Raw genomic sequence first — 22,744 nt, forward strand, 5'->3', positions numbered from 1 at the left:
TGGAAGGTCTATAGCGAGGGAAATGGCATCTGATAGCATCGTGCCGGCAAGTTAACACTTCCGGCCGCCGTTTACAACAAAAATGCCGCTAAAAGCTTAAGTTAGCGGCATTAGGACCTGACCCCGGAGTTTATTTGCCGGCGGTTAGCTTGAGCAGGTAGACGTCGTTTTCGCGCAGCGGCAGCGACACGCTGGCGCGGCCGTCGGCGCCGACCCGCACCGTGCGCCGCTCCGATGGCTTGCCGGTGGCTTCGGACTTCAACGCTTCCACTTGCGGCCGGGTCAGCTGCTTGGGCGAACCCATGCCGATGAAGGCGGTGTAGGCGTCGTTTTTCCGGTAGCCGACTTGCGCGATGCTGACGTTGTAGACGCCTTTTTTCAAGCCTTGCAGTTTGACTTCGACTTTGCCCTTGTCCTTCGGCGGCAGGTCCTTGATGAAGTATTGCTGGTTGTTGATGTTGTCCGGCAGCGTGTGCGTGTAGTCCCACAGCAGCACCTGGACGCCGCCCTTGGCGTCGACCGTCGCCAGCGAGTGGGCGTCTTTGTTCTTCAGCTCGGTGTCGGCCAGTTGGTTGAGGAACTGGTAGGCGAAATACGCCGGCTTTTTGATGCCTTGCGTGTTCATCAAGCCGAAACCGCCGTGGAAGGCTTCGAAGCGCGGACCTGGCTCTTCGAAGATGTCGGTGAAGACCCAGTACGACATCGATTGCGCGGCGTTGCCGACCTGCTTGAGCTTTTGCAGGATGTAGGCGGCCTGGTGGTAGCTGTCGTGCGTCGGATCGGACGGCGTGTAGGAGGAGCTCCATTCGGTGTAGTGCAGTTCCAGCTTAGGCATCGCGGACGCGCCGATTTCCTTGCGGTTGCGCAGCACGTCGCCGCTGATCGCCGCCTCGTCCTTGCTGAGCACGGTGCCCTTGGTGCCGAATTCGTCCAGATAACCCTCGCCGACGCCGTAGGTGTGGGTGCTGACGAAGTCGAGCGGGACGTTGTTTTCTTTGCAGTAGGCGATCATTTCCGGGATCCAGGCCGCGCCGGCCGTGGCCGGACCGCCGACCTTGTAGCTCGGATCGACGCTTTTGACCCCGCGCGCGGCGTGGGCGTACAGCTTGAAATACTCGGCTTGCGTGCCGGCCCAGAAACCGTCGAGGTTGGGCTCGTTCCATACCTCGAAGTACCAGCTGGCCACCTCTGCGCGGCCGTAGCGTTCGGTCCAGTGTTTGGTCAGCGCCTGCACCAGCTTTTCCCAGCGCTCGTAGCTGCGCGGCGGCGTGACGTTGCCTTTCCACCAGAAGATGGTTTTGTCGCGGCTGGCCATGGCCGACGGCATGAAGCCCAGCTCGACAAACGGTTTGACGTCGATGCTCAGCAGATAATCGAACAGCGCGTCGATATATTGGAAGTTATATTCGTCATTGCCTTTGGCGTCGGTTTTATAGACGCCCATGTCGTCGGTCAGCAAACCGTGCATGCGGATATATTTAAAGCCGGCGTCGCGTTTTATTTCTGCCAGTTGTTGTTGCCAATCCGCCCGCAGACCCTCGTTGGCGCGGCCGGCGCCGATCGTGAAATTAAAGGTTTTATTTAGTTTCCCCTGGACCTGGGTGACATTCAGATCGACGGTGCGATCTTGCGCGTTTCCGTGCAGCGGCAATGTCAGGGCTGCGCTGAGCAGCATCGTGGCGAGTGGCTTAAAACTCATTCGTGTCGGCTTTCTAAAGGTGGACGGACACCGCGGCGTCGGCATCGCGGCAGGACTCCCCAGCGTAGCGCCGGCGCGCGCGACGCGCCAGCTCCCTTTGGTGAATTGGCTATGAGAATGCAGATTTTGCTACGAATTTCAGAGCTGGTGTTAGCGCTACCGGCGCTGGCCGGCTACTCCCCGGGCGGCCGGGCGCACACCGTCCTGAAGGCTTTCGGCGTGCATCCGTATTCCTCTTTGAACAGCTTGTTGAAATACGAAACGTTGCGATAGCCGACCGAATAGGCGATTTCGGCCACCGCCGCCGTTTCTTTTTCCGCCAGCAGGCGGGCCGCCTCGGTGAGCCGCAATTTATTTAAATAACCGCTGAAGGTGTGGCCGAATTCGGATTTGAGAATATCGTTGATTTTATTTCGATTAACACCGGTTTCGGTCACGATGTGTTCCAGATCGAGTTCCGCATTCGCGTAGCCGTTGGCGATATAACGCAGGATCGTCGCCTTTTCCTTGTCCCGGTGCGGTTCGATCGATAATTGTTGATACGCGACCAGCGGCAAATCCTTGCGCAGTTTTTCCTGGACGTCGGCGATCAGCGCGCGCGTGTGCCGGCGGAATGTCCACAGGCCGAAGCCGGCCCAGGAAACGCCCAGCAGCATCGCCAGCGCCGCCAGGTAGCGGTAGTCCCTGCCGGTGAGCACCAGACTGCCGATCTCGACCCGGGATTCGACGTTTTTCGGGCTCTGGAAGGTGCTGCCGATGGAGATCTTCGGCACCTGGTCGAGCTTGTACGCCTGGTGCGACAGGTCCAGCTTGAACATGTCGAACCACCATTGCGGTGTTTCCAGGCGCGTCAGGTCGAGTTCGACGGACGAGCTGGTTTGGCCGCAGGAGAAAAACGCCGACGGCGCGCGGTAGGTCAGCCAGTCGCCGCGCCGGGAGACTTTTTTCTCGAGGGTCGAGGCGGTCAGGCTCAAGGTGTTGGCCGGCGCGCACTTCGCCACCAGCGTCACCGACGTGTAGCGCGACAAATCCACGTGCGCCGGCGTGCCGTCGCGGTTGGTGAAGAACAGGCCGACGGCGGCGAACGGATAGGCGCTGCCCGGCGAGAGCTTGAAATTGAAGCCCAGCCGCTCACTGTCCGCGTCGACGCGGGCCAGCGACTGCGGCAGGTCGGAGTCGGGTTTGATGCGCCAGGGCAGGGCGCTGTCCCGCAGCGGCAGCAGCGGCGCGCTCAGATAGCTCAGGTTCAGGCAAACGTAGCCGGCCAGCGCGCTCGCCGCGAGCAGCGCGAGGAAACCGTACAGCGTCTTTTTATAGAATTCCTGCATCGATGGCCGGGCGCGGAGGTAAGGGCGGATTCTTTGGCGGATTCATCGGCAAGAAGCCGCCGGCCTCGCGGCGGGCGGCTTCCGCTGGGCACGTCGGCTTACTTGATCAGCGATTCAAGCGCGAACAGGTCGGCCGCTTGTTCGCGCCGGCGCACCTCGTGGCAGACGGTGCCGTCGACGATGATCTCGGCGGCCCGGCCGCGCGTGTTGTAGTTCGACGCCATCGTCATGCCGTAGGCGCCGGCCGTGTGCATCACCAGCAGGTCGCCGGCGGCCACCGCCAGCTCGCGGTCGCGCGCCAGCCAGTCGCCCGATTCGCAGATCGGGCCGACCACGTCGTAGGTCAGCGCGTCGGCGCCGCCGCGCGTGACCGGCTGCATGTCCATCCAGGCCTGGTACAGCGCCGGACGCGCCATGTCGTTCATGGCGGCGTCGACCACGCAGAAGTTCTTCTCTTCGCCGTGCTTGAGGAATTCGATCCGGGTCAGCAGCACGCCGGTGTCGCCGACGATGGAGCGGCCCGGTTCGAAGATCACTTTGATCGGCCGTCCGTCGTGGCGCGCGGCGCGCCAGGCGTCGATCTTGGCGAACAGGCGGCCCAGGTAGTCGCCCACCGGCACCGGCGCGGCCTCGCCCGCTTCGCGGTAGTCGATGCCGATGCCGCCGCCGATGTCGACGTGGTGCAGCACGATGCCCTCGTCGCCCAGTTGATCGATCAGCTCGATCAAGCGGTCGAGCGCCTCCAGCAGCGGCGCGTCGTCCAGCAGCTGCGAGCCGATGTGGCAGTCGATGCCGGCCACTTCCAGGTGCGGCAGGGTGGCGGCGGTGCGGTAGGTGGCCAGCGCGTCGTCGAAGGCGACGCCGAACTTGCTCGCCTTGAGGCCGGTGGCGATGTACGGATGGGTCTTGGCGTCGACGTTGGGGTTCACGCGCAGCGACACGCGCGCGGTCTTGCCCAGCGCGCCGGCCACCTCGTTGAGGCGGTGCAGCTCGGGAATCGATTCGACGTTGAAGCACAGGATGTCGTGCGACAGCGCCAGGCGCATCTCGGCGGCGCTCTTGCCCACGCCCGAGAAGATCACCTTGCGCGGGTCGCCGCCGGCGGCCAGCACGCGCAGCAGCTCGCCGCCGGAGACGATGTCGAAGCCGGCGCCCTGGCGCGCCAGCAGGTCCAGGATGGCCAGGTTGGAATTGGCTTTCATGGCGTAGCAGACCAGCGCGTCGCGGCCAGCGCAGGCGTCGGCATAGGAGGCGAAGTTGGCCAGCAGCGCGGCCTTCGAGTACACATAGGTCGGCGTGCCGAACTGTTCGGCGATGGCGCTGAGCGCGACGCCTTCGGCGTGCAACACGCCGTCTTGATACGTAAATTGCGACATAGTAATTATTGTTGGGGTGCTGGGAGGGTGGACGGAACCGGGGACGGCGTCACGGGAACCGGCGTGGCGGGCGCGCCGGGCGTAGGGTCGGCCGGCGCGGCCGGAGTGACTGCCGCCGGGGTGCCGGCGGGCGTTACCTTGGCGTCGCCGCTCTTGGCTGGCTTGGCGGTCGGTTTGGGCAGGTACAGCGGGCCGGTTTGGCCGCAGCCGCTCAATAACACGGTTAGCGCCAGGGTAATGGTGCCGATAAACAAACGAAAAGAGGACTTCACGATAAAATCATGGATTGACTATAGATTATTGGAGTGTAGCATGGGCGAATCAGAATTCCTGGCGCAGGCCGAAGCCACCCTCGACGCGATCGAGGCGGCCTTGGACCAATTGAACGACGACGACATGGTCGACGTCGAATGCAGCCGCAGTGGCAATGTGCTGGAAATCGAGTTCATCGACAACGGTTCCAAGGTCATCGTCAACAGCCAGGCGGCGATGCAGGAGTTGTGGGTGGCGGCCCGCTCGGGCGGTTTCCACTACCGCCAGAAGGACGGCAAGTGGCTCAACACCCGCGACAGCTCCGAGCTGTTCGCGGCGCTGTCGGAAATCGTCACCGCCCAGGGCGGCGCCCCGGTGGTGGTGGCGCCGAAGGCGTAAGCGCCCGCCGCCAGCGCCGTCAGAACAACTCGTTCTTGACGGCGTCCTTGGCCTTTTCCTCGGCCGGCGTGCCCTGCGCCGCGCCGTCGATGTTGTGCACGCCTGTCCCCGGCGGATTCTCCGCGTAGTAGTACTCGTCGCCCACCAGCATCACCCCTTCCGGCACGGCCCGTTCCTCGATCGGGATGTTCTTCAGCGCCTTCTGCATGAAATTGATCCAGATCGGCAGCGCCAGGCCGCCGCCGGTTTCGCGGTTGCCCAGGTTTTTCGGCTGGTCGTAGCCGATCCAGGCGATGCCTACCAGCTTGGGCTGGTAGCCGGCGAACCAGGCGTCGATCGAGTCGTTGGTGGTGCCGGTCTTGCCGGAGATGTCGGGCCGCTTGAGCGACAGCGCCTTGGCCGCCGTGCCGTAGCGCACCACGTCCTTGAGCATGCTGTCCATCAGGAAGGCGTTGCGCTCGTCGATGACGCGGTTCTTCTCGTCGCCGGCCTTGTCCGGATTGGCCTGCGACAGGATCTTGCCGTCGGCGTCGGTCACCTTGGAGATCAAATACGGGCTGACCTTGTAGCCGCCGTTGGCGAACACCGAGTAGGCGCCGGCCATCTGCAGCGGCGTGACGTTGCCCGCGCCCAGCGCCAGGGTCAGATACGGCGGGTTCTTGTCGGCGTCGAAGCCGAAGCGGGTGGTGTATTCCTGGCCATACTTGGCGCCGATCTTGTGCAGGATGCGGATCGAGATCATGTTCTTGGACTTGGTCAGGCCGCGGCGCATCGTCATCGGGCCCTCGTACTTGCCGTCGTAGTTCTTCGGCTCCCAGGCCTGGCCGCCGGTCTGGCCGGCGTCGAACGAGATCGGCGCGTCGTTGATGATGGTCGACGGCGACAGGCCGCGCTCGAGCGAGGCCGAGTAGATGAACGGTTTGAACGACGAGCCCGGCTGGCGCCACGCCTGGGTGACGTGGTTGAATTTGTTGCGGTTGTAGTCGAAGCCGCCGACCATGGCCTTGATGGCGCCGTCCTCGGTGCTGGCGGCAACGAACGCCGACTCGATCTGCGGCATCTGCGTCACTTCCCAGTCCTTGCCTTCTTGCATGACGCGGATCACCGCGCCACGGCGGATGCGCTTGTTCGGCGGCGCCTTCTCGGACAGCCACGAGCGGCCCATCTCCAGGCCGGCGCCGGCGATCTTGATCTCCTCGCCGGAGGCGGTGACGGCGACGATCTGCTGCGGCGTCGCCTTGAGCACCATGGCGGCGACGATGTCGTCGCTGTCCGGGTGGTCGGCCAGCTCGGTCTCGATGACGTCGTCGGCCTCCTCCTTGTTGGCCGGGATGTCGACGTACGCCTCCGGGCCGCGGTAGGCGTGGCGGCGCTCGTAGTCCATGACGCCCTTGCGCAGCGCCAGGTAGGCGGCGTCCTGGTCGGCCTTGGTGATGGTGGTGAACACGTTCAGGCCGCGCGTGTAGGTGTCCTCCTTGAACTGTTCGTAGACCAGTTGGCGTGCCATTTCGGCAACGTATTCGGCGTGCACGCCGAACTCGCTGCTGTCGGTCTTGACCTTCAGCGGCTCGGCCTTGGCGGTCTCGAACTGCGTGTCCGTGATGTAGCCCAGCGCGTGCATGCGCTGCAGGATGTACTGCTGGCGGGTTTTGGCGCGCTTCGGGTTGACCACCGGGTTGTAGGCCGACGGCGCCTTCGGCAGGCCGGCCAGCATCGCGGCCTCGGCTACGGTGATGTCGCGCAGGTTCTTGCCGAAATAGATCTGCGCGGCCGACGAGAAGCCGTAGGCGCGCTGGCCCAGGTAGATCTGGTTCATATAGACCTCGAGGATCTGGTCCTTGGTCAGGTTCTTTTCGATCTTCCACGCCAGCAGCACCTCGTAGGCCTTGCGCTTGAGCGTCTGCTCGCTCGACAGGAAGAAGTTGCGGGCCACCTGCTGCGTGATGGTCGAGGCGCCCTGCTTGGCGCCGCCGGTGGCGTTGTGCACGGCCGCGCGCAGGATGCCGGTGTAGTCGATGCCGCCGTGCTGGTAGAAGCGGTCGTCCTCGATCGCCAGCACGGCCTTTTTCATCACGTCCGGGATGTCCTTGATGCGCACCAGGTTGCGGCGCTCCTCGCCGAACTCGCCGATCAGCACGTTGTCGGCCGAGAAGATGCGCAGCGGCATTTTGGGGCGGTAATCGGTCAGCGTGTCCAGTTCCGGCAGGTTGGGGTAGGCCATCGCCAGGCCGAACACGACCAGCAGCACGGCCCCCACGCCCAGGCCGAGCACCGACAGGCCGGCCATCAGCAGGAAGCGCGATGGCGACTTGCCGGTTTTTTTCGCGGCGTTTTTACCCGAGCCTTTGGCGGACTTGTCGGAGGAGGGGGGCGGTGCCGAATTGGAGGAAGCCATGCGGTTCGATCTTTCTGGTAATAAGTGCGAAGCATTATAAGCGAGCGCCCACCCCGGCGGCGCGCCGTGCCTGGCGACAGAAATACTTTCCGATGATCAACAAAACAACGGAGTTGTTTTTGCTGCCACGCGGTCAATAATAAGTGTGGCGAAACCCTCACACTGTAACAATCGTGCACAGTAGAAATATCTTTACACTTATATAGGCACGATTTAAGGTGGGAGCTCGCTTGAGCCGGACTTAGGCGTGATTCAGCTTTTAGCTCAGCCATGTAGCGCAGCCGATATCCTGGCGCCGGAGACACTCGCATGATCGATTTCAAGATGCTGTTGGGGCAGGGCAGTCCGCCGCTGATGGGCCTGGACATCAGCACCTCCAGCGTGCGCGTGGTGGAGCTGGCCCTGGGCGCCAAGGGCGAGGTCCGGCTCGAGCGCTACGCCGCCGAGCCGCTGCCGCGCGGCGCCGTCGTCGACGGCAACATCGAGAACATGGACCAGGTGGTCGAGGTGGTGCGGCGCGTCTGGAAGAAAAGCGGCAGCCGCGCCAAGCTGGCCGCGCTGGGCATGCCGCCGGCGTCGGTCATCACCAAGAAGATCATCTTGCCGGCCGGCCTGTCGGAGGACCAGCTCGAGGTGCAGGTCGAATCCGAGGCCAGCCAGTACATCCCGTTCGCGCTCGACGAGGTCAGCCTGGACTTCGACGTCATCGGCGCGGCCGCCAACTCGCCCGAGGACATCGAGGTCATGCTGGCCGCCTCGCGCCGCGAAAAGGTCGAGGACCGGGTCGCCATCGCCGAGGCCTCCGGCCTGAAGGCGACCGTGATGGACATCGAATCGTACGCCGCCCGCGCCGCGCTCGACCGCATCACCGCGCAACTGCCCGAGGCCGGCGCGGGCCAGGTGGTGGCGCTGTTCCAGATCGGCGCCCAGGTCACCCATATCTCCGTCATGCTCGACGGCGCCACCGTCTACGAGCGCGAGCAGCCCTTCGGCGGCAACTCGCTGACCCAGGACATCGTGCGCGCCTACGGCATGGCTTTCGACGAGGCCGAGGCGCGCAAGAAAAGCGGCGACCTGCCCGACAACTACGTGCCCGAGCTGCTCACGCCCTTCCTCGAGAGCGCGGCGATGGAGGTCACGCGCGCGATCCAGTTCTTCTACACGTCCACCCCCTACACCCGGGTCGACCAGCTGTTCCTGGCCGGCGGCTGCGCCGTCATCCCCGGCCTGCTCGAGCTGGTCGCCGGCCGCACCCGGATCGCCAGCGCCGTGATCTCGCCGTTCAAGGGCATGCAGCTGGGGGCGTCGGTGCGCGAGGCGCAGCTGCGCGCCGACGCGCCGGCCTACCTGGTCGCCTGCGGCCTGGCGCTGCGGAGGTTCGGCTGATGATACGCATCAACCTGCTGCCCCACCGCGAGGAAAAGCGCAAGCAGAAGAAGTCCGCCTTCTTCGCGCTGCTGGCGCTGGGCGGTGTCATCGGCGTCGGCGTGGTGCTGCTGGTGGGCGGCTACAACGCCCGCGCGATCTCCATCCAGGGCGAGCGCAACGAGGTGTTGAAGACCGCCATTAGCGGACTCGACAAGAAAATCGCCGAGATCGCCACGCTGAAGCAGGAGATCGAGGCGCTCAAGGCGCGCCAGCAGGCGGTCGAGGATTTGCAGGGCGACCGCAACCAGCCGGTCTACCTGCTCGACGAGCTGGTCAGGCAGACCCCGCCCGGCGTCTATCTGAAGAGTTTCAAGCAGGAGGGGCAGAAGGTGTCGGTGCTGGGCTACGCGCAGTCGCAGGAGCGCGTGTCCGAACTGCTGCGCAACCTGGCGGGCGTGTCGCCGTGGCTGGAGCGCCCGGATTTGATCGAAGTCAAATCGACCGCCCTTGGCCAGGGCAAGACCAGCAAGAAAGTGGTGGAATTCAACTTGATGGTCTTTATCAAGCGTCCGCGCGACAAGGACGGGCCGTCCGGCGACAAGGGCGGCGCCAAGCCCGCCGGCCCGTCCGCCGGCGCGACCGCCACGACGGCGGCCTTGTCCGTTGCGCCGGCCAGTCCAACCGTCGGCCTGCCGCCGGCCCGGCCCTAGGAGCGATGGCGATGCCGACAGCGATGACGACGAACCTCGACCTGAGCCAGCTGGGCGCGCGGCTGGCCGGCCAGTTCCGCAATCTCAACGACCGCCATCCCGGCCAGTGGCCGCTGGCGCCGCGCCTGCTGTGCGCGGCCGGCGTGGCGGCGGCGGTGATGGCGGCCGGCTACTTCGGCTACTGGAGCTCGCAGTTCGAGGAGCAGGAGGCGGGCGCCCAGGCCGAGCTCAAGCTGCGCGACGAATACCGCTTCAAGACCGGCCAGGCGATCAACCTCGAGGCGCTGCGGGCCCAGAAGGTGCAGGTCGACCAGTATGTCGAACGGCTGCAGAAGCAGCTGCCCAGCAAGGCCGAGATGGCCGCGCTGCTGACCGACATCAACCAGGCCGGCTCCGGCCGGGGCCTGCAGTTCGAGCTGTTCAAGCCGGCCCAGGTGGTGGTCAAGGATTACTACGCCGAGTTGCCGATCGATATCAAGGTCACCGGCAGCTACCACGACATCGGCGCCTTCGCCGGCGACATGGCCAATCTGTCGCGCATCGTCACGCTCAACAACATGGCGCTGAGCACCGGCAAGGACGGCGTGCTGACCTTGGAGGCGGTGGCCAAGACCTTCCGCTACCTCGATCCGGAAGAGGTGCAGGCGCAGCGCAAGGCGGCGGCCGACAAGAAAAAGGCGGCGAAAAAATCATGAGCACGTTGAAATCGCTCCCATTCTGGCTGATGACGGCGGCGCTGCCGCTGCTGTCGGCCTGCGGCGACGACGACGCCCAGCAGGTGCGCGCGTGGATGCGCGAGGTCGACGCCCAGACCCGGGTGAAAGTGCCGCCGCTGGCCGAGCCGAAGACGTTCATCCCGTTCGCCTACGCCCAGAAGGACGCGGTCGACCCGTTCAATCCGAACAAGTTGCTGGCCGAGCTGGCCAAGCTGGACGCGCGCGCCGGCGGCGGCCTGCGCCCGGACGTCGAGCGGCGCAAGGAGTTGCTGGAGAGCTATCCGCTCGACACCGTCAAAATGGTCGGCACCATCGAGAAGAACGGCGTGATCCACGCGGTGCTGCAGATCGACCGTTCGGTGCACCAGGTCGTCAAGGGCCAGCACATCGGACAGAACTATGGCCGGATCACCGGCATCACCGAGGACGCGGTCAGCATCAGGGAAATCGTCCAGGACGCGACCGGCGACTGGGTCGAACGCATGTCGAAGCTGGAACTGCAGGAAAGCAAGGAGAATATCAAATGACCGCTCGAACCACGGCCCGCCCCGCGCCGGCCGCCTGCCGGGCGCCGCTATGGGCCCTGCTGCTCACCCTGACCCTGGCATTGGCGCCGCAGCCGCAAGGCGCCAGCGCCCAGCCCGCAGCCACCGCCGCCGCCAACGCCAACGCCATCGAATCGATCAGCGCCAACCAGCAGGGCGCCAACGTCATCGTCAAGATCGCGCTGAAAAACCCGCCCGACAAGCTCCCCATCGGCTTCGCCATCACCAATCCGCCGCGCATCGCGCTCGATCTGGGCGCCACCGTCAACGGCACCGGCCAGACCACGCAGGAATTCAACGTGGGCGACCTGCGCAGCGTCAACGTGGTGCAGGCGGGCGAGCGTTCGCGCCTGGTGTTCAACCTCAAACGCAGCCTGAACTACGCCACCGCCATCGACGGCAAGGCCATCATCCTGACCATCGACGGTTCCGGCGGCGTGGCCACGGCGGTCGACGCCCGCGGCCTGCCGGTCGCCGCGGCGGCCGCGCCGCCGGCCCGTCAAATGCTGCGCGACCTCGATTTCCGCCGCGGCGCCAACGGCGAGGGTCGGGTGGTGGTCGACCTGCCCAACAACCAGGTGGCCGTCGACGTGCGCCAGACGCCGACCGGGGTGGTGGTCGACTTCCTCAAGACGGGGCTGCCGGAGACGCTGCGCCGCCGGCTCGACGTCGGCGACTTCGGCACGCCGGTGGCGCTGGTCACCAGCGTGCCCTATGGCGACAACACGCGCCTGACGGTCGAGGCGCGCGGGCTGTGGGAGCAGACCGTGTACCAGAGCGACACCCAGCTGGTGATCGACATCAAGCCGATCAAGGAGGACCCGAACAAGCTGACCCAGGGCTCGCAGGGCTACCGCGGCGAGAAGCTCTCGTTCAACTTCCAGAACGTCGAGGTGCGCGCGGCGCTGCAGGCGATCGCCGACATCTCCGGCCTGAACATCATCACCAGCGACAGCGTCAGCGGCAACCTGACGTTGCGCCTGAAGGAGGTGCCGTGGGACCAGGCGCTCGACGTGGTGCTGCAGGCCAAGGGCCTGGACATGCGCAAGAACGGCAACGTGCTGTGGATCGCGCCCAAGGAGGAGTTGCTGACCAAGGAGAAGCTGGAACTGGAGCAACGGGCCCAGATCGCCGACCTCGAGCCGCTCAAGTCGGAGATCTTCCAGCTCAACTACCAGAAGGCCGAGGCCTTCAAGACCGTCTTCGGGCTCGAGGGCGGCGACGCCAAGAACCGCATCCTGTCCAAGCGCGGCAGCGCCATCATCGAGCCGCGCACCAACCAGCTGTTCGTCACCGACATCGCCTCCAAGCTCGAGGACGTGCGCCGCCTGATCGCCAAGACCGACATCGCCACCAAGCAGGTGCTGATCGAGGCGCGCATCGTCGAGGCCAGCGACACCTTCACGCGCAACCTCGGCGCCAAGCTCGGCTTCGCCGACATGCGCACCATCCGCGGCGGCGACGCCGGCTACCAGATCGGCAACGGCAACACCCGCATCGGCATCGGCGGCAACATGAACGGCGTCGGCCAGACCACCGGCCAGGTGTCGATCACCGAGGGCACGTTCGACAACACCCAGTTCGTCAACCTGCCGGCGGGCAACATCAACGGCGTGCCGGCCGGCAGCCTGGCGATCAGCCTGTTCTCGTCGGCGGCCAACCGCTTCCTCAACCTGGAACTGTCGGCGCTGGAGGCCGACGGCACCGGCAAGATCATCTCCAGCCCGCGCGTGATCACCGCCGACAAGGCCATCGCGCTGATCGAGCAGGGCATCGAGCTGCCCTACCAGGTCGCCACCAGCAGCGGCGCGACCTCGATCCAGTTCCGCAAGGCCAATTTACGGCTGGAGGTGACGCCGCAGATCACGCCGGACGGCAACGTCGTCATCGACGTCGACGTCAACAAGGACAGCGTGGGCCAGGAGACGCGCGCCGGCTTCGCCATCGACACCAAGCACGTCAAGACGCAGGTGATGGTCGAGAACGGCGGCACCGTGGTGCTGGGCGGCATTTACCAGCAAACCGAGCGCAACACCACCAGCAAGGTGCCGCTGCTGGGCGACGTGCCGGTGCTCGGCTATTTGTTCCGCACCAATTCGCGCACCAACGACAAGACGGAGTTGCTGGTGTTTATCACGCCGAAGATCGTCGCCGAGCGGCTGTCGACGCGCTGACGGCTTGGCCCGCAGGTAACGATTCATTCAATTCAGGTAAACGATAGGAAGCACGTTCATGAAAAAATTCACGGGATGGCTGGTGATGGTGGTGTGTGCCGGGGTGCTGTCGGCCTGCGGCGGCGGTGGCGGCTCGCCGGGCGCCAACAGCAACGGCGTGGCGCCGTCGAAGGCGGCCAGCGTGGTGCTTACCGCCAGCGCGGCGACCATCGCCTCGTCCGGCCTGGACGGCACCGAGGTGACCTTGACGGCCATCGTCAAGGACGGCGGCGGCAACGCGCTGGCCGGCGAAACCGTCAGTTTTTCCACCAGCTCGGGCACGGTGACGAGCACCAACCGCTTGAGCAACGCCGCCGGCGAGGTGGTCGAAAAGCTCAGCGTCAAGGGCGATAGCTCGCTGCGCAAGATCACCGTGACGGCCAGCGCCGGCGGCCGGACCTCGAGCCCGGTCACGATCGATGTCGTCAACGCCGTGCCGTCCCTGTCGCTGACCACGGACTCCGGCACCTTGGCGTCGGCCGGTACCGCCGGCAACGAGGTCAACATCGTGGCCCTGGTGCGTGACTCCAACAATACCGTCATGCCGGGCGTGGCGGTCGACCTGAAGGCCGATTCGGGCAGCCTGACCTTGACCACCCGTACCACCAACGCCCAAGGCGTGGTCACCGAAAAACTCGGCACCGGCGGCGACCCGACCTCGCGCACCATCAAGGTCACCGCCACGGTGGCCGGGGCAGCCCCGGTCACGGCGCAGGTCGACGTCACCGGCAACCGCCTGACCATCAACGCCGCGCCGACCATCAACGTCGGCGCCGGCGCCGACGTCAACGTCAAGCTGGTGGACTCGGCCGGCAACGCGCTGGTCGGCAAGCCGGTGTTGTTCGGCTCGAACGCCAACGCGCTCACCGTCAAGGGCGGCGGCGCGGCCGTCACCAACTCGGCCGGCCAGTTGATCCTGAGCTACGCGGCCAGCGGCGGCGGCGCCGACGTCATCACGGTGCGCTCGATGGGCGAGATCGCCTCCACCGGCATCGTCGTCAATTCGTCGGCCTTCGCCGTGCGCGTGCTCGACGCCGCCGGCAACCTGGCCAGCGTGGTGGCCATCGGCGGCTGCCAGCGGGTCGCCGTCACCGGCGGGCCGGCCGGCGGCAGCGTCATCATCGGCACCTCGCGCGGCACCGTTTACAGCGACGCCGGCTGCGCCACGCCGTTGGCCGCGGCGCTGCCGTTGTCGGGCGGCGCCGCCACCGCCTATGTCAACGCCAGCGGCCCCGGCCTGGCGACGCTGACGGCCAAGGCGGGCGAACTGACCACCCAGACCGCGCTGGAGTTCATCGCGCCGCTCACCAGCGGCTCGACCATCCTGCTGCAGGCCGACCCCGCCGTGATCGGCGTCAACACGCCCGGCAGCACCACCCAGCAGGCCACCTTGCGCGCGGTGGTGCTCGACGGTCCGGCGCAGAACAATCCGGTCAAAAACGCCGTTGTGTCGTTCTCCATCCTGTCCGACGTCAGCGGCGGCAGCCTGACCCAGCCGGTCGATGTCAGCACCGGCGCCGACGGCTCGGCCACCACCAGCTTCATCGCCGGCACCACGGCCACGCCGACCAACGGCGTAGTGATCCAGGCCCGGCTCAACGGCGGCTCGGGCGCCACCGCCCAGGTGCGGCTGACCGTGGCGCAAAAGTCCCTGTTCATCAGCGCCGGCACCGGCAACCGCGTGGCCGTGCCGAACTCGTCGCTCTACCAGCAGGACTTCGCCGTCATCGTCACCGACGCCGCCGGCAACGCCGTGCCGGGCGTCCGGCTGACCGCGTCGGTCCTGCCGACCAAGTACTTCAAGGGCTTCCTGACCTACGCGCCGCCGCAGGGGCCGTGGCGGCCGCAGGTGCGGGTCGAATGCGCCAACGAGGACGTCAACAACAACGGCATCCTCGAGGCCGGCGAAGATATCAACGGCAACAACCGGCTCGATCCGGGCATCCCGGTCACCGTCACGCCCTCCACCGTCACCGACGCCGGCGGCCGCGCCACCGTGTCGCTGGTGTATCCGCAGGACCGGGTGTTTTGGCTCGATGTCAACCTGACCCTGCGCGGGCAGGCGCAAGGCACCGAGTCCATCTACACCTCTCTGGTACACTTACTGGGCTTGTCCACCGATTATGGTGATCAAACCGTCTCGCCACCGGGCGAGTTCAGCCCTTACGGGGTGGCGACATCGTGCAGTGACCGCAACTAGGCAAGGTGCGGGCCGGCCGGTGCCGGCGCCCGCAATTTAGTTGGATCGTGCATGCAAAATGTGTTTCTAGTCGGCCTGATGGGGGCGGGGAAAACCACCATCGGCCGCATTCTGGCCCGCAAACTGGGTCTGCGGTTCATGGATTCGGACCACGAGATCGAGGCCCGCACCGGCGCCTCCATCCCGTGGATCTTCGAAATCGAGGGTGAACCGAGTTTTCGCCGGCGCGAGGCGGAGGTCATCCGCGAGCTCAGCGGCCAGCAGGACCTGGTGCTGGCCACCGGCGGCGGCGCCGTGCTCGATCCGGACAGCCGCGCCTTCCTCAAGGCGCGCGGCACCGTCATCTACCTGCGCACGACCGTGCACAGCATCCTGCAGCGCACCGCGCACGACAAGAACCGGCCGCTGCTGCAGACGGCCGACCCGCGCAAAAAGCTCGAGGAATTGATGGCCGTGCGCGATCCGCTGTACATGGAGATCGCCGACATGGTGATCGATACCGGCCGACCTAACGTACAATCGATGGTCCAATCCATTTTGACCCAGTTGGAGAGGCTGGCCTGCGAGGCCGCGCCCAACTGCGTCACCCAAGCGGAACCATCGATGAACGAAGAATCCACCATCCTGTTGAATGTCGAGCTGGGCGAGCGCAGCTACCCGATCTCGATCGGCCCGGCGCTGCTCGCCGACGGCGCGCTGCTGGCGCGCCACGTCCACGGCGGCAAGGTCGCCATCGTCACCAATACCACCGTCGCGCCGCTGTACCTGGAGCGCGTCGAGGCCGGTCTGCGTAGTGCCGGCAAGCAAGTCATGACCGTCGTGCTGCCCGACGGCGAGGAGTACAAGACCTGGGACAGCCTGATGCGGATCTTCGATGCGCTGCTGGCCAACAAGGCCGACCGCAAGACCACCCTGATCGCCCTCGGCGGCGGCGTCATCGGCGACCTGACCGGCTACGCGGCCGCCAGCTACATGCGCGGCGTCGACTTCATCCAGGTGCCGACCACCCTGCTGTCGCAGGTCGACTCGTCGGTCGGCGGCAAGACCGGCATCAACCATCCGCTGGGCAAGAACATGATCGGCGCGTTCTACCAGCCGCGCGCGGTGATCGCCGACACCTCGACCCTGGAAACCTTGCCGGCGCGCGAGCTGTCGGCCGGCCTGGCCGAGGTCATCAAGCACGGCGCCATCATCGACGCCGCCTTCTTCGACTGGATCGAGGCCAACATCGGCAAGCTGATGGCGCGCGACAAGGGCGCGCTGGCCTACGCCATCGCCCGCTCGTGCGAGATCAAGGCCGACGTGGTGCGCCAGGACGAGCGCGAGGGCGGCCTGCGCGCCATCCTCAACTTCGGCCACACCTTCGGCCACGCGATCGAAAACGGCCTGGGCTACGGCCAATGGCTGCACGGCGAGGCGGTCGGCTGCGGCATGGTGATGGCGGCCGACCTGTCGCACCGCATGGGGCTGGTCGACGAGGCCACCGTGGCACGGGTGCGCGCGCTGGTGGCGGCGGCCGGCCTTCCGGTCAAGGCGCCGGACCTGGGCGCCGGGCGCTGGCTGGAGTTGATGGAGGTCGACAAGAAGAACGAGGGCGGCGCCATCAAGTTCATCCTGCTCAAGCCGCTGGGCGCGCCGAGCATCACCAACGCGCCGCGCGAGCTGCTGCTGGCCACCCTGGCCGCCTGCGTTTAAGGTGCGCCCGATGCTGCCCGAAGAGTACCTGGCCCCGTACGCCGCCCATTCGGCCGGCGGCGCCGGCCGCCGCTATCCGGAGGCGGCGCATTCGTCGCGCAGCCAGTTCCAGCGCGACCGCGACCGCATCATCCATTCGTCGGCGTTCCGCCGGCTGGAATACAAGACCCAGGTCTTCCTCAACCACGAGGGCGACCTGTTCCGCACCCGGCTGACGCACAGCCTGGAGGTGGCGCAGGTGGGCCGCTCGCTGGCGCGCAACCTGCGGCTGAACGAGGACCTGGTCGAGGCGATCTCGCTGGCGCACGACCTCGGCCACACGCCGTTCGGCCACGTCGGCCAGGACGTGCTCAACGAGTGCATGAAGGCGCACGGCGGCTTCGAGCACAACCTGCAAAGCCTGCGCGTGGTCGACGAGCTGGAGGAGCATTACGGCGCCTACGACGGCCTGAACCTGATGTTCGAGACGCGCGAGGGCATCCTCAAGCACTGCTCGCTGACCAACGCCCGCCTGCTCGGGCCGGTGGCGGTGCGTTTCATCGACCGCACGCAGCCGTCCTTGGAGGCGCAGCTGACCAACCTGGCCGACGAGATCGCCTACAACAGCCACGACATCGACGACGGCCTGCGTTCCGGCCTGATCACCATCGAGCAGCTGGAGCAGGTCGATTTCTTCGCGCGGCTGTGGCGCGACGTGCAGCACACCTTCCCGGGCCTGTCGGGCCGGCGCGCGATCTATGAAACGTTGCGGCGGCTGATCACGGCGCTGGCCGACGACCTGATCGTCACCTCCGGCGCCTTGCTGGCCGACGCCGCGCCCAAGCACATCGACGACGTGCGCGCGGCGCCGCCGCTGATCCGCTTCTCCGATCCGATGCGCAAGGACGCGACCGAGCTCAAGCGCTTCCTGCGCGAGAACCTGTACCGGCACTACAAGGTCAACCGCATGCGCGTGAAGGCCAGCCGCATCGTGCGCGAACTGTATCAATCGTTCATGGCCGAGCCCGTCTTGCTGCCGCCGGATTACCAGGACAAATCGGGCGACCCCGGCAAGCAGGCGCGCAAGATCGCCGACTACATCGCAGGCATGACCGACCGCTACGCCATCCGCGAACACCGCCGTCTTTTCTCGCTCGACGAGCTTTGAGGCGGCTCAAACGTGCACCCTTGATCGTCCGCGCCGTTGGTATGATCATGGGGGATGGACGAGCAAATCAAACAACTCGATACACGCCTGAGCTCGGTGGAGAGGGACTTGGCCGTGTTGACTGCGCAGGCCGAACATGTGCAGCTGCACTACGCGACGAAAGAAGTCGTGGCGGAGTTGCGCACAGAAATTGTCGCATCCGAGCTAAGGCTGAGTAAGCAAATAGCCTCTTTGGAAGAAAAAATTCTCGACCTGGAAAACCGGCATTTGCGCTGGACCGTCGGAGCCATAGTCGCCGTCGCAGGCATCGTGCTAGCCATCGTTCGAACATTCCCGTGAGGTGGCTATGGATGAGCAAATCGTTGAAATCGATAAGCGGCTGACCGCCGTGGAAAAAGACGTTGCCACGTTGAAGGCCGAGGCGGCTTTTGCGCGAGAGCACTTTGTGACTAATCAAGACTTTGCCAGACTCGAAGAACGCGTCGCATCCATCCAGGCCAACTACGCGACAAAAGATGCCCTGACGGCGTTGGAAGCCAACATACTGTGCAAACTTTCGCAAAGCGAAACCCGCATGGTGCGCTGGTGTGTCGGCAGCATGATCACGCTGACCGGCGTGTTCATGGCCTTCGTCAGGTTCGCCCTTTAAAACATCCGCGCCTGCGCGTCACGCGCGTCGCCCATCAACTCCATTAATAGCTTCTTGATCGGCGCCGGCAGCGCCGCGTCGGCGAGTTTGGCCGCGTCGTACCAGACGTGGCCGGCCTCGGCCGCCATCGGCACGCGCCGCGCCAACGTCACGCGGTACGGCGCGATGTGCAGCTTGTAGTGCGTGAAAACGTGCGTGACCGTCGACAGCCGCTCGTGCGATTCCATTTCGCCGAACCTGCCGACCGCCAGTATCAGCGCGTCGTCGCCGGCCGCCGGGATGTCGTCGTCCTCGGCCAGCACATGGCCGTCGAGCTCCGGCAGCGACAGCAAGCCGCCCCAGATGCCGGTGGGCGGCCGCTGCTCCAGCAGCACCTGGCCGTTGTCGATGATCGCCAGCATCACCGAATGCTTCTCCGGCGACGTCTTCTTCGGCTTGCGCACCGGCAGGTCCTTGGTGCGGTTGGTGGCGAAGGCCACGCAGCGCGGCCGCATCGGGCAGCGCTCGCACGACGGGCTGCTGCGCGTGCACAGGGTCGCACCCATGTCCATCAAGCCCTGCGTGTACGACTCGATGCCGTGCTCCGGCAACAGCGCCTCGGCGCGGCGCCACATCATCTCCTCGGTCCGGCGCTCGCCCGGATAGGCGTCGATGCCGAACACGCGCGCGAACACCCGCTTGACGTTGCCGTCCATGATGGCCGCGCGCGTGCCGCTGGAAAACGCCGAGATCGCCGCCGCCGTCGAACGGCCGATGCCGGGCAGCTCGGCCAGCAGCGCCGGGTCGGACGGGAACACGCCGTCGTACTCGGCCACCACGCGCTGCGCGCACTTGTGCAGGTTGCGCGCGCGGGTGTAGTAGCCCAGGCCGCTCCACTGCGCCATGACGTCCTCGACCGGCGCCGCCGCCAGGTCGCGCAAGGTCGGAAAGCGTTCCAGGAAGCGCGCGTAATAGCCCAGCACCGCCGACACCTGCGTCTGCTGCAGCATGATTTCGGACAGCCAGATCAGGTACGCGTCGGTGGTGTTCTGCCAGGGCAGCGCGTGGCGCCCGTGCTGTTTCTGCCAGTCGATCAGGTCCGATGAAAAACTCGGATCGGCGAAATTCTCTACAACTTCAACCTTCATTCTTTTCCCAAAATATACTTATGCGGCGGCGTCGAGCGCCTCGAATTCCGCGTTGATGGCGGTGCCGATGGCGGCCGCCAGTTCCGTCAGACGCAGCTTCTGCGCCTCCAGCTGCTGCTGGCTGCTTTCGAACGCGTCGATCTTCTGCTCCAGGCTGTCGGTGGCGTCGTGGATGCGCTGGATCGACGCCAGACGGTGCTTGAGCTGGTCCTTGTGCTGGCGGATCTGCGCCTCCAGCGGCGCCATGATCACCTTCAGCCACGCCTCGGCGTCGTTGTTGGCCGATTTGAAGCAGCCGCGCACGCGCGAGGCGATGGTGTCGAAAAACTTCTCCATCAACACCACGCGGCTGGTCGTGATCAGCGTCGCGGTGCCGAACTGTTTGTAGTAGATCGCCTCGATCGACGCGATCTCGTCGCGGTATGGTCCCAGCGAAAACGGCATCGGCAGCGCCAAGGTCAAGCCGTGCTCGCTGGCGAAGCGGCGGTACATCACGCCCATCATCTCGCTGATCTCGACGGTCTTGCGCTCGGAGGCGTCGAGGTTGGCGCGGATGCGTTCGAAATAATTGCGCACCGCCTCGCGCACGCCGGTGAAGAAGCGGCTGCGCTGCATCTGCTCGCGCACCAGGTCGATGTCGTCGCGCACGATGTCCATGCCGATGCTTGTGTAGAGCTCGGTCGACAGCCGCGTGAACACCGCGCGCGTGGCCTGCAGCTTGAACAGGCTGGCGTCGAATTCCTTCTTCTCGACATCGATGCGGCGCATCATGTGGGCGATCACCGTCTGGTTCTTGCCGCGCAGGCTCTTGAGTTCGTGCAATTGCTCGACGATGCCGCGCGAGCGCGCGTTGACCAGGGCCATCTGCGCCACGCTCAGCGCCCGCAGTTCCTCGCTCAGCTGCTTGCGCACGATGTCCTTCTTGGCCGGGATCAGCTCGTCGAACAGCGCCCCCTCGAGCGCCTGCAGGCGGCTGCGGGCGAGCAGGGCCTTGTCCTGCGTGATCTTGCCCACCAGCGCCTTTTGCGCCGACACCGGAAACACCTGGCGCGGTTCGAGCGCCAGCACATGGGCGACGTTGGCCTGCTGGCGCTCGATCTCGACGTCGACCTCGGCCTCGCTGCGCAGCTCGTCCCACATGCTGTCGATCTTGTTGAGCACGACGAGGCGGCCGGCGCCGGCGCCGATGTGGTTGCGCCAGACCTCGATATCGCTCTTGGTCACGCCGGTGTCGGCGGCCAGGATGAACAGCACCGCGTGCGCGTTCGGGATCAGGTTCAACGTCAGCTCCGGCTCGGTGCCGATGGCGTTCAGGCCGGGCGTGTCCAGGATCACCAGCCCCTGCTTGAGCAGCGGGTGCGGGAAGTTGATGATGGCGTGGCGCCACAGCGAAATCTCGACCTTGCCGTCCTCGCTCAAGGTGACCGGCATGTCGGGATCGTCCTCGTCGTACAGGCCGTAGCGCTTGGCCTCCTCGACCGGCACGTGGCGCGTCATGCTGACCTGTTTGAAGACCTCGTGCATGTCGGCGCCGACCTCGAGGTTCAGCGGCAGCACGGTCCAGGCCGATGGCTGCTCGCGGTAGTCGCTGGTCGACAGGTTGTCGGCCCGCGTCTCGATCGGCAGCAGGCGGATCGATGGCGCGAAGCTGGGGTCGTACATCAGCTCGGTCGGACACATGGTGGTGCGGCCGGCGGCCGACGGCAGGATGCGCTGGCCGTAGTCGGCGAAGAAGATGGCGTTGATCAGTTCCGATTTGCCGCGCGAGAACTCGGCGACGAAGGCCACCGACAGTTTATCGTCGGCCAGCCGCGCCAGGGTGCGGGCGATGCGCTGGTCGGTGGCTGCGTCGGTCAGCGACGCGGCCGCCACCCAGGACTGGTAGTTTTTCAGCGCCGTCACCACGCCTTGCCGCCAGGCGCTGTAATGCTCGAAATCCCTGGCCATCATGCTTTCCGCCCTTGTTTTAAAGTTCACTTCTGACAATTCACACAGTAAAAAGTGGACCGCTGCCCTTGCTTGATCTGCCGCACCGGCGCCGCGCACACCTTGCAGGGCACGCCAGCACGATCATAGACGAAATACGTCTGCTGGAAATAACCCGACTGGCCGTTGACGCTAATAAAATCGCGCAAGGTGCTGCCGCCCTGGACGATGGCCTCGGCCAGGATCTCGCGGATCGCCTGCGCCAGTTTCTCGTAGCGCGCCAGGCTGATGCGCTTGGCCGGCGTCTTCGGATTGATGCCCGCGCGGAATAAACTTTCCGAGGCGTAAATATTGCCGACGCCGACCACGATATCGCCGGCCAGCAGCACCTGCTTGACGGGTGCGCTGCGCTGGCGGGTCTGATCGTACAACAATTTGCCGGTAAAGCCCGTTTCCAGCGGCTCCACGCCCAGTTCGCGCAGCAGCACGTGGTGTTCCAGCAGGCCGTCGGCGTCGTCATGCCACAGCACGGCGCCGAAGCGGCGCGGATCCTTCATGCGCAGCACCTGTCTGCCTTGCGGACCCTCGACCACCAGATCGAAATGGTCGTGCTTTTCCGGCTCGATGCCCGGCGCCATCACCCGCAGGTGGCCCGACATGCCCAGGTGGATGATCAGGGTGCCGTGCTCGAAGTGGACCAGCAGGTATTTTCCGCGCCGCCCGGTGCGCACCACCAGGCGTCCGGCCAGCAGTTGTTGCAGCTGGGCGGGAAACGGCCAGCGCAGGCCTGCGCGGCGCAGCACCACGTCGTGCACGGTGCGGCCTTCGATATGGGGCGCGACACCGCGCCGCGTCACTTCAACTTCTGGTAATTCTGGCATGTGGATGGCAAATGAGGGCTAATCGTCGGATATCGGGGCGCTGGAAGCCGTCGCAACCTGGCCGGGGCAAAATATTTGGTTACACTAGTCAAAACACACAACCGATGCGTTGCGCGTA

19 protein-coding genes are annotated in these 22,744 nt (G+C 65.6%); 11 read left to right on the forward strand and 8 right to left on the reverse strand.

Annotated features, from left to right (window positions below):
• Positions 1-130 precede the first annotated feature (130 nt).
• The 4 genes from MRBLMU1_RS31330 to lptM all read right to left on the reverse strand — a co-directional run bounded on the left by MRBLMU1_RS31330 (position 131) and on the right by lptM (position 4,675).
• Positions 131-1,699, reverse strand: coding sequence for a GH39 family glycosyl hydrolase (locus MRBLMU1_RS31330; RefSeq protein WP_363510274.1), 1,569 nt, complete (start codon positions 1,697-1,699; stop codon positions 131-133).
• Positions 1,700-1,872: 173 nt separating this feature from the next.
• A complete protein-coding gene (locus MRBLMU1_RS31335; protein WP_363510276.1) occupies positions 1,873-3,027 on the reverse strand; it encodes a helix-turn-helix domain-containing protein in 1,155 nt (384 codons plus the stop codon).
• Positions 3,028-3,125: 98 nt separating this feature from the next.
• Positions 3,126-4,403: a diaminopimelate decarboxylase gene (gene lysA / locus MRBLMU1_RS31340; RefSeq protein ID WP_363510278.1), complete on the reverse strand. Its 1,278-nt coding sequence runs from the start codon at positions 4,401-4,403 to the stop codon at positions 3,126-3,128.
• 5 nt (positions 4,404-4,408) lie between these two features.
• Entirely contained in the window at positions 4,409-4,675 is a 267-nt protein-coding gene (gene lptM / locus MRBLMU1_RS31345) for an LPS translocon maturation chaperone LptM (RefSeq protein WP_363510280.1), read from the reverse strand.
• Between the two features lie 40 nt (positions 4,676-4,715).
• Here lptM and cyaY point away from each other — a divergent pair, with 40 nt between their 5' ends.
• Positions 4,716-5,054, forward strand: coding sequence for an iron donor protein CyaY (gene cyaY / locus MRBLMU1_RS31350; protein WP_363510282.1), 339 nt, complete (start codon positions 4,716-4,718; stop codon positions 5,052-5,054).
• Positions 5,055-5,073: 19 nt separating this feature from the next.
• Here the strand turns inward: cyaY and MRBLMU1_RS31355 are convergent, their stop codons facing one another.
• Positions 5,074-7,449: a penicillin-binding protein 1A gene (locus tag MRBLMU1_RS31355; RefSeq protein WP_414646140.1), complete on the reverse strand. Its 2,376-nt coding sequence runs from the start codon at positions 7,447-7,449 to the stop codon at positions 5,074-5,076.
• Positions 7,450-7,758: 309 nt separating this feature from the next.
• Between MRBLMU1_RS31355 and MRBLMU1_RS31360 the strand changes: the two genes are divergently transcribed.
• Genes MRBLMU1_RS31360 through MRBLMU1_RS31405 form a run of 10 tightly spaced genes read left to right on the forward strand, consistent with a single transcriptional unit; the run spans position 7,759 to position 18,692 of the window.
• On the forward strand, positions 7,759-8,835 hold the full coding sequence (locus MRBLMU1_RS31360) for a pilus assembly protein PilM (RefSeq protein ID WP_363510284.1): 1,077 nt from the start codon (positions 7,759-7,761) through the stop codon (positions 8,833-8,835).
• A complete protein-coding gene (locus MRBLMU1_RS31365) occupies positions 8,835-9,527 on the forward strand; it encodes a PilN domain-containing protein (protein ID WP_363510286.1) in 693 nt (230 codons plus the stop codon). Before MRBLMU1_RS31360 ends, MRBLMU1_RS31365 begins: the two co-directional genes overlap by 1 nt.
• A gap of 11 nt (positions 9,528-9,538) precedes the next feature.
• Positions 9,539-10,222, forward strand: a complete 684-nt coding sequence (locus MRBLMU1_RS31370; protein ID WP_363510287.1) for a type 4a pilus biogenesis protein PilO — start codon at positions 9,539-9,541, stop codon at positions 10,220-10,222.
• Positions 10,219-10,770, forward strand: coding sequence for a pilus assembly protein PilP (locus tag MRBLMU1_RS31375; RefSeq protein ID WP_363510289.1), 552 nt, complete (start codon positions 10,219-10,221; stop codon positions 10,768-10,770). The genes MRBLMU1_RS31370 and MRBLMU1_RS31375 overlap by 4 nt, the downstream gene beginning before the upstream one ends.
• Positions 10,767-12,962 carry a type IV pilus secretin PilQ gene (gene pilQ, locus MRBLMU1_RS31380; RefSeq protein ID WP_363510291.1) on the forward strand — a complete coding sequence of 732 codons (2,196 nt, stop codon included), beginning with the start codon at positions 10,767-10,769 and terminating at the stop codon, positions 12,960-12,962. The genes MRBLMU1_RS31375 and pilQ overlap by 4 nt, the downstream gene beginning before the upstream one ends.
• Before the next feature lie 58 nt (positions 12,963-13,020).
• Positions 13,021-15,201: a beta strand repeat-containing protein gene (locus MRBLMU1_RS31385; protein WP_363510293.1), complete on the forward strand. Its 2,181-nt coding sequence runs from the start codon at positions 13,021-13,023 to the stop codon at positions 15,199-15,201.
• Between the two features lie 51 nt (positions 15,202-15,252).
• Positions 15,253-16,896: a bifunctional shikimate kinase/3-dehydroquinate synthase AroKB gene (aroKB, locus tag MRBLMU1_RS31390; protein WP_363510295.1), complete on the forward strand. Its 1,644-nt coding sequence runs from the start codon at positions 15,253-15,255 to the stop codon at positions 16,894-16,896.
• A 10-nt stretch (positions 16,897-16,906) separates the two neighbouring features.
• Positions 16,907-18,043 carry a deoxyguanosinetriphosphate triphosphohydrolase gene (locus MRBLMU1_RS31395; protein ID WP_363510297.1) on the forward strand — a complete coding sequence of 379 codons (1,137 nt, stop codon included), beginning with the start codon at positions 16,907-16,909 and terminating at the stop codon, positions 18,041-18,043.
• A 54-nt stretch (positions 18,044-18,097) separates the two neighbouring features.
• Positions 18,098-18,382 (forward strand): hypothetical protein, encoded by a 285-nt coding sequence (locus MRBLMU1_RS31400; RefSeq protein ID WP_363510299.1) that lies wholly within the window; start codon positions 18,098-18,100, stop codon positions 18,380-18,382.
• A 7-nt stretch (positions 18,383-18,389) separates the two neighbouring features.
• Positions 18,390-18,692 carry a hypothetical protein gene (locus MRBLMU1_RS31405; protein ID WP_363510301.1) on the forward strand — a complete coding sequence of 101 codons (303 nt, stop codon included), beginning with the start codon at positions 18,390-18,392 and terminating at the stop codon, positions 18,690-18,692.
• On the opposite strand, the gene mutY is transcribed toward MRBLMU1_RS31405, so the two are convergent.
• Genes mutY through mutM form a run of 3 tightly spaced genes read right to left on the reverse strand, consistent with a single transcriptional unit; the run spans position 18,689 to position 22,626 of the window.
• On the reverse strand, positions 18,689-19,819 hold the full coding sequence (mutY, locus tag MRBLMU1_RS31410; protein ID WP_363510303.1) for an A/G-specific adenine glycosylase: 1,131 nt from the start codon (positions 19,817-19,819) through the stop codon (positions 18,689-18,691). The two genes, MRBLMU1_RS31405 and mutY, sit on opposite strands and share 4 nt — an antisense overlap.
• An 18-nt stretch (positions 19,820-19,837) precedes the next feature.
• Complete coding sequence (locus MRBLMU1_RS31415; protein ID WP_363510956.1) at positions 19,838-21,766, reverse strand: dynamin family protein; 1,929 nt, start codon at positions 21,764-21,766, stop codon at positions 19,838-19,840.
• Positions 21,767-21,792: 26 nt separating this feature from the next.
• Positions 21,793-22,626 carry a bifunctional DNA-formamidopyrimidine glycosylase/DNA-(apurinic or apyrimidinic site) lyase gene (gene mutM, locus MRBLMU1_RS31420; RefSeq protein WP_363510305.1) on the reverse strand — a complete coding sequence of 278 codons (834 nt, stop codon included), beginning with the start codon at positions 22,624-22,626 and terminating at the stop codon, positions 21,793-21,795.
• Between the last annotated feature and the right edge of the window lie 118 nt (positions 22,627-22,744).

The sequence above is a fragment of the Burkholderia sp. LMU1-1-1.1 genome (genome assembly GCF_040675865.1).
Taxonomy (GTDB): domain Bacteria; phylum Pseudomonadota; class Gammaproteobacteria; order Burkholderiales; family Burkholderiaceae_D; genus Rugamonas.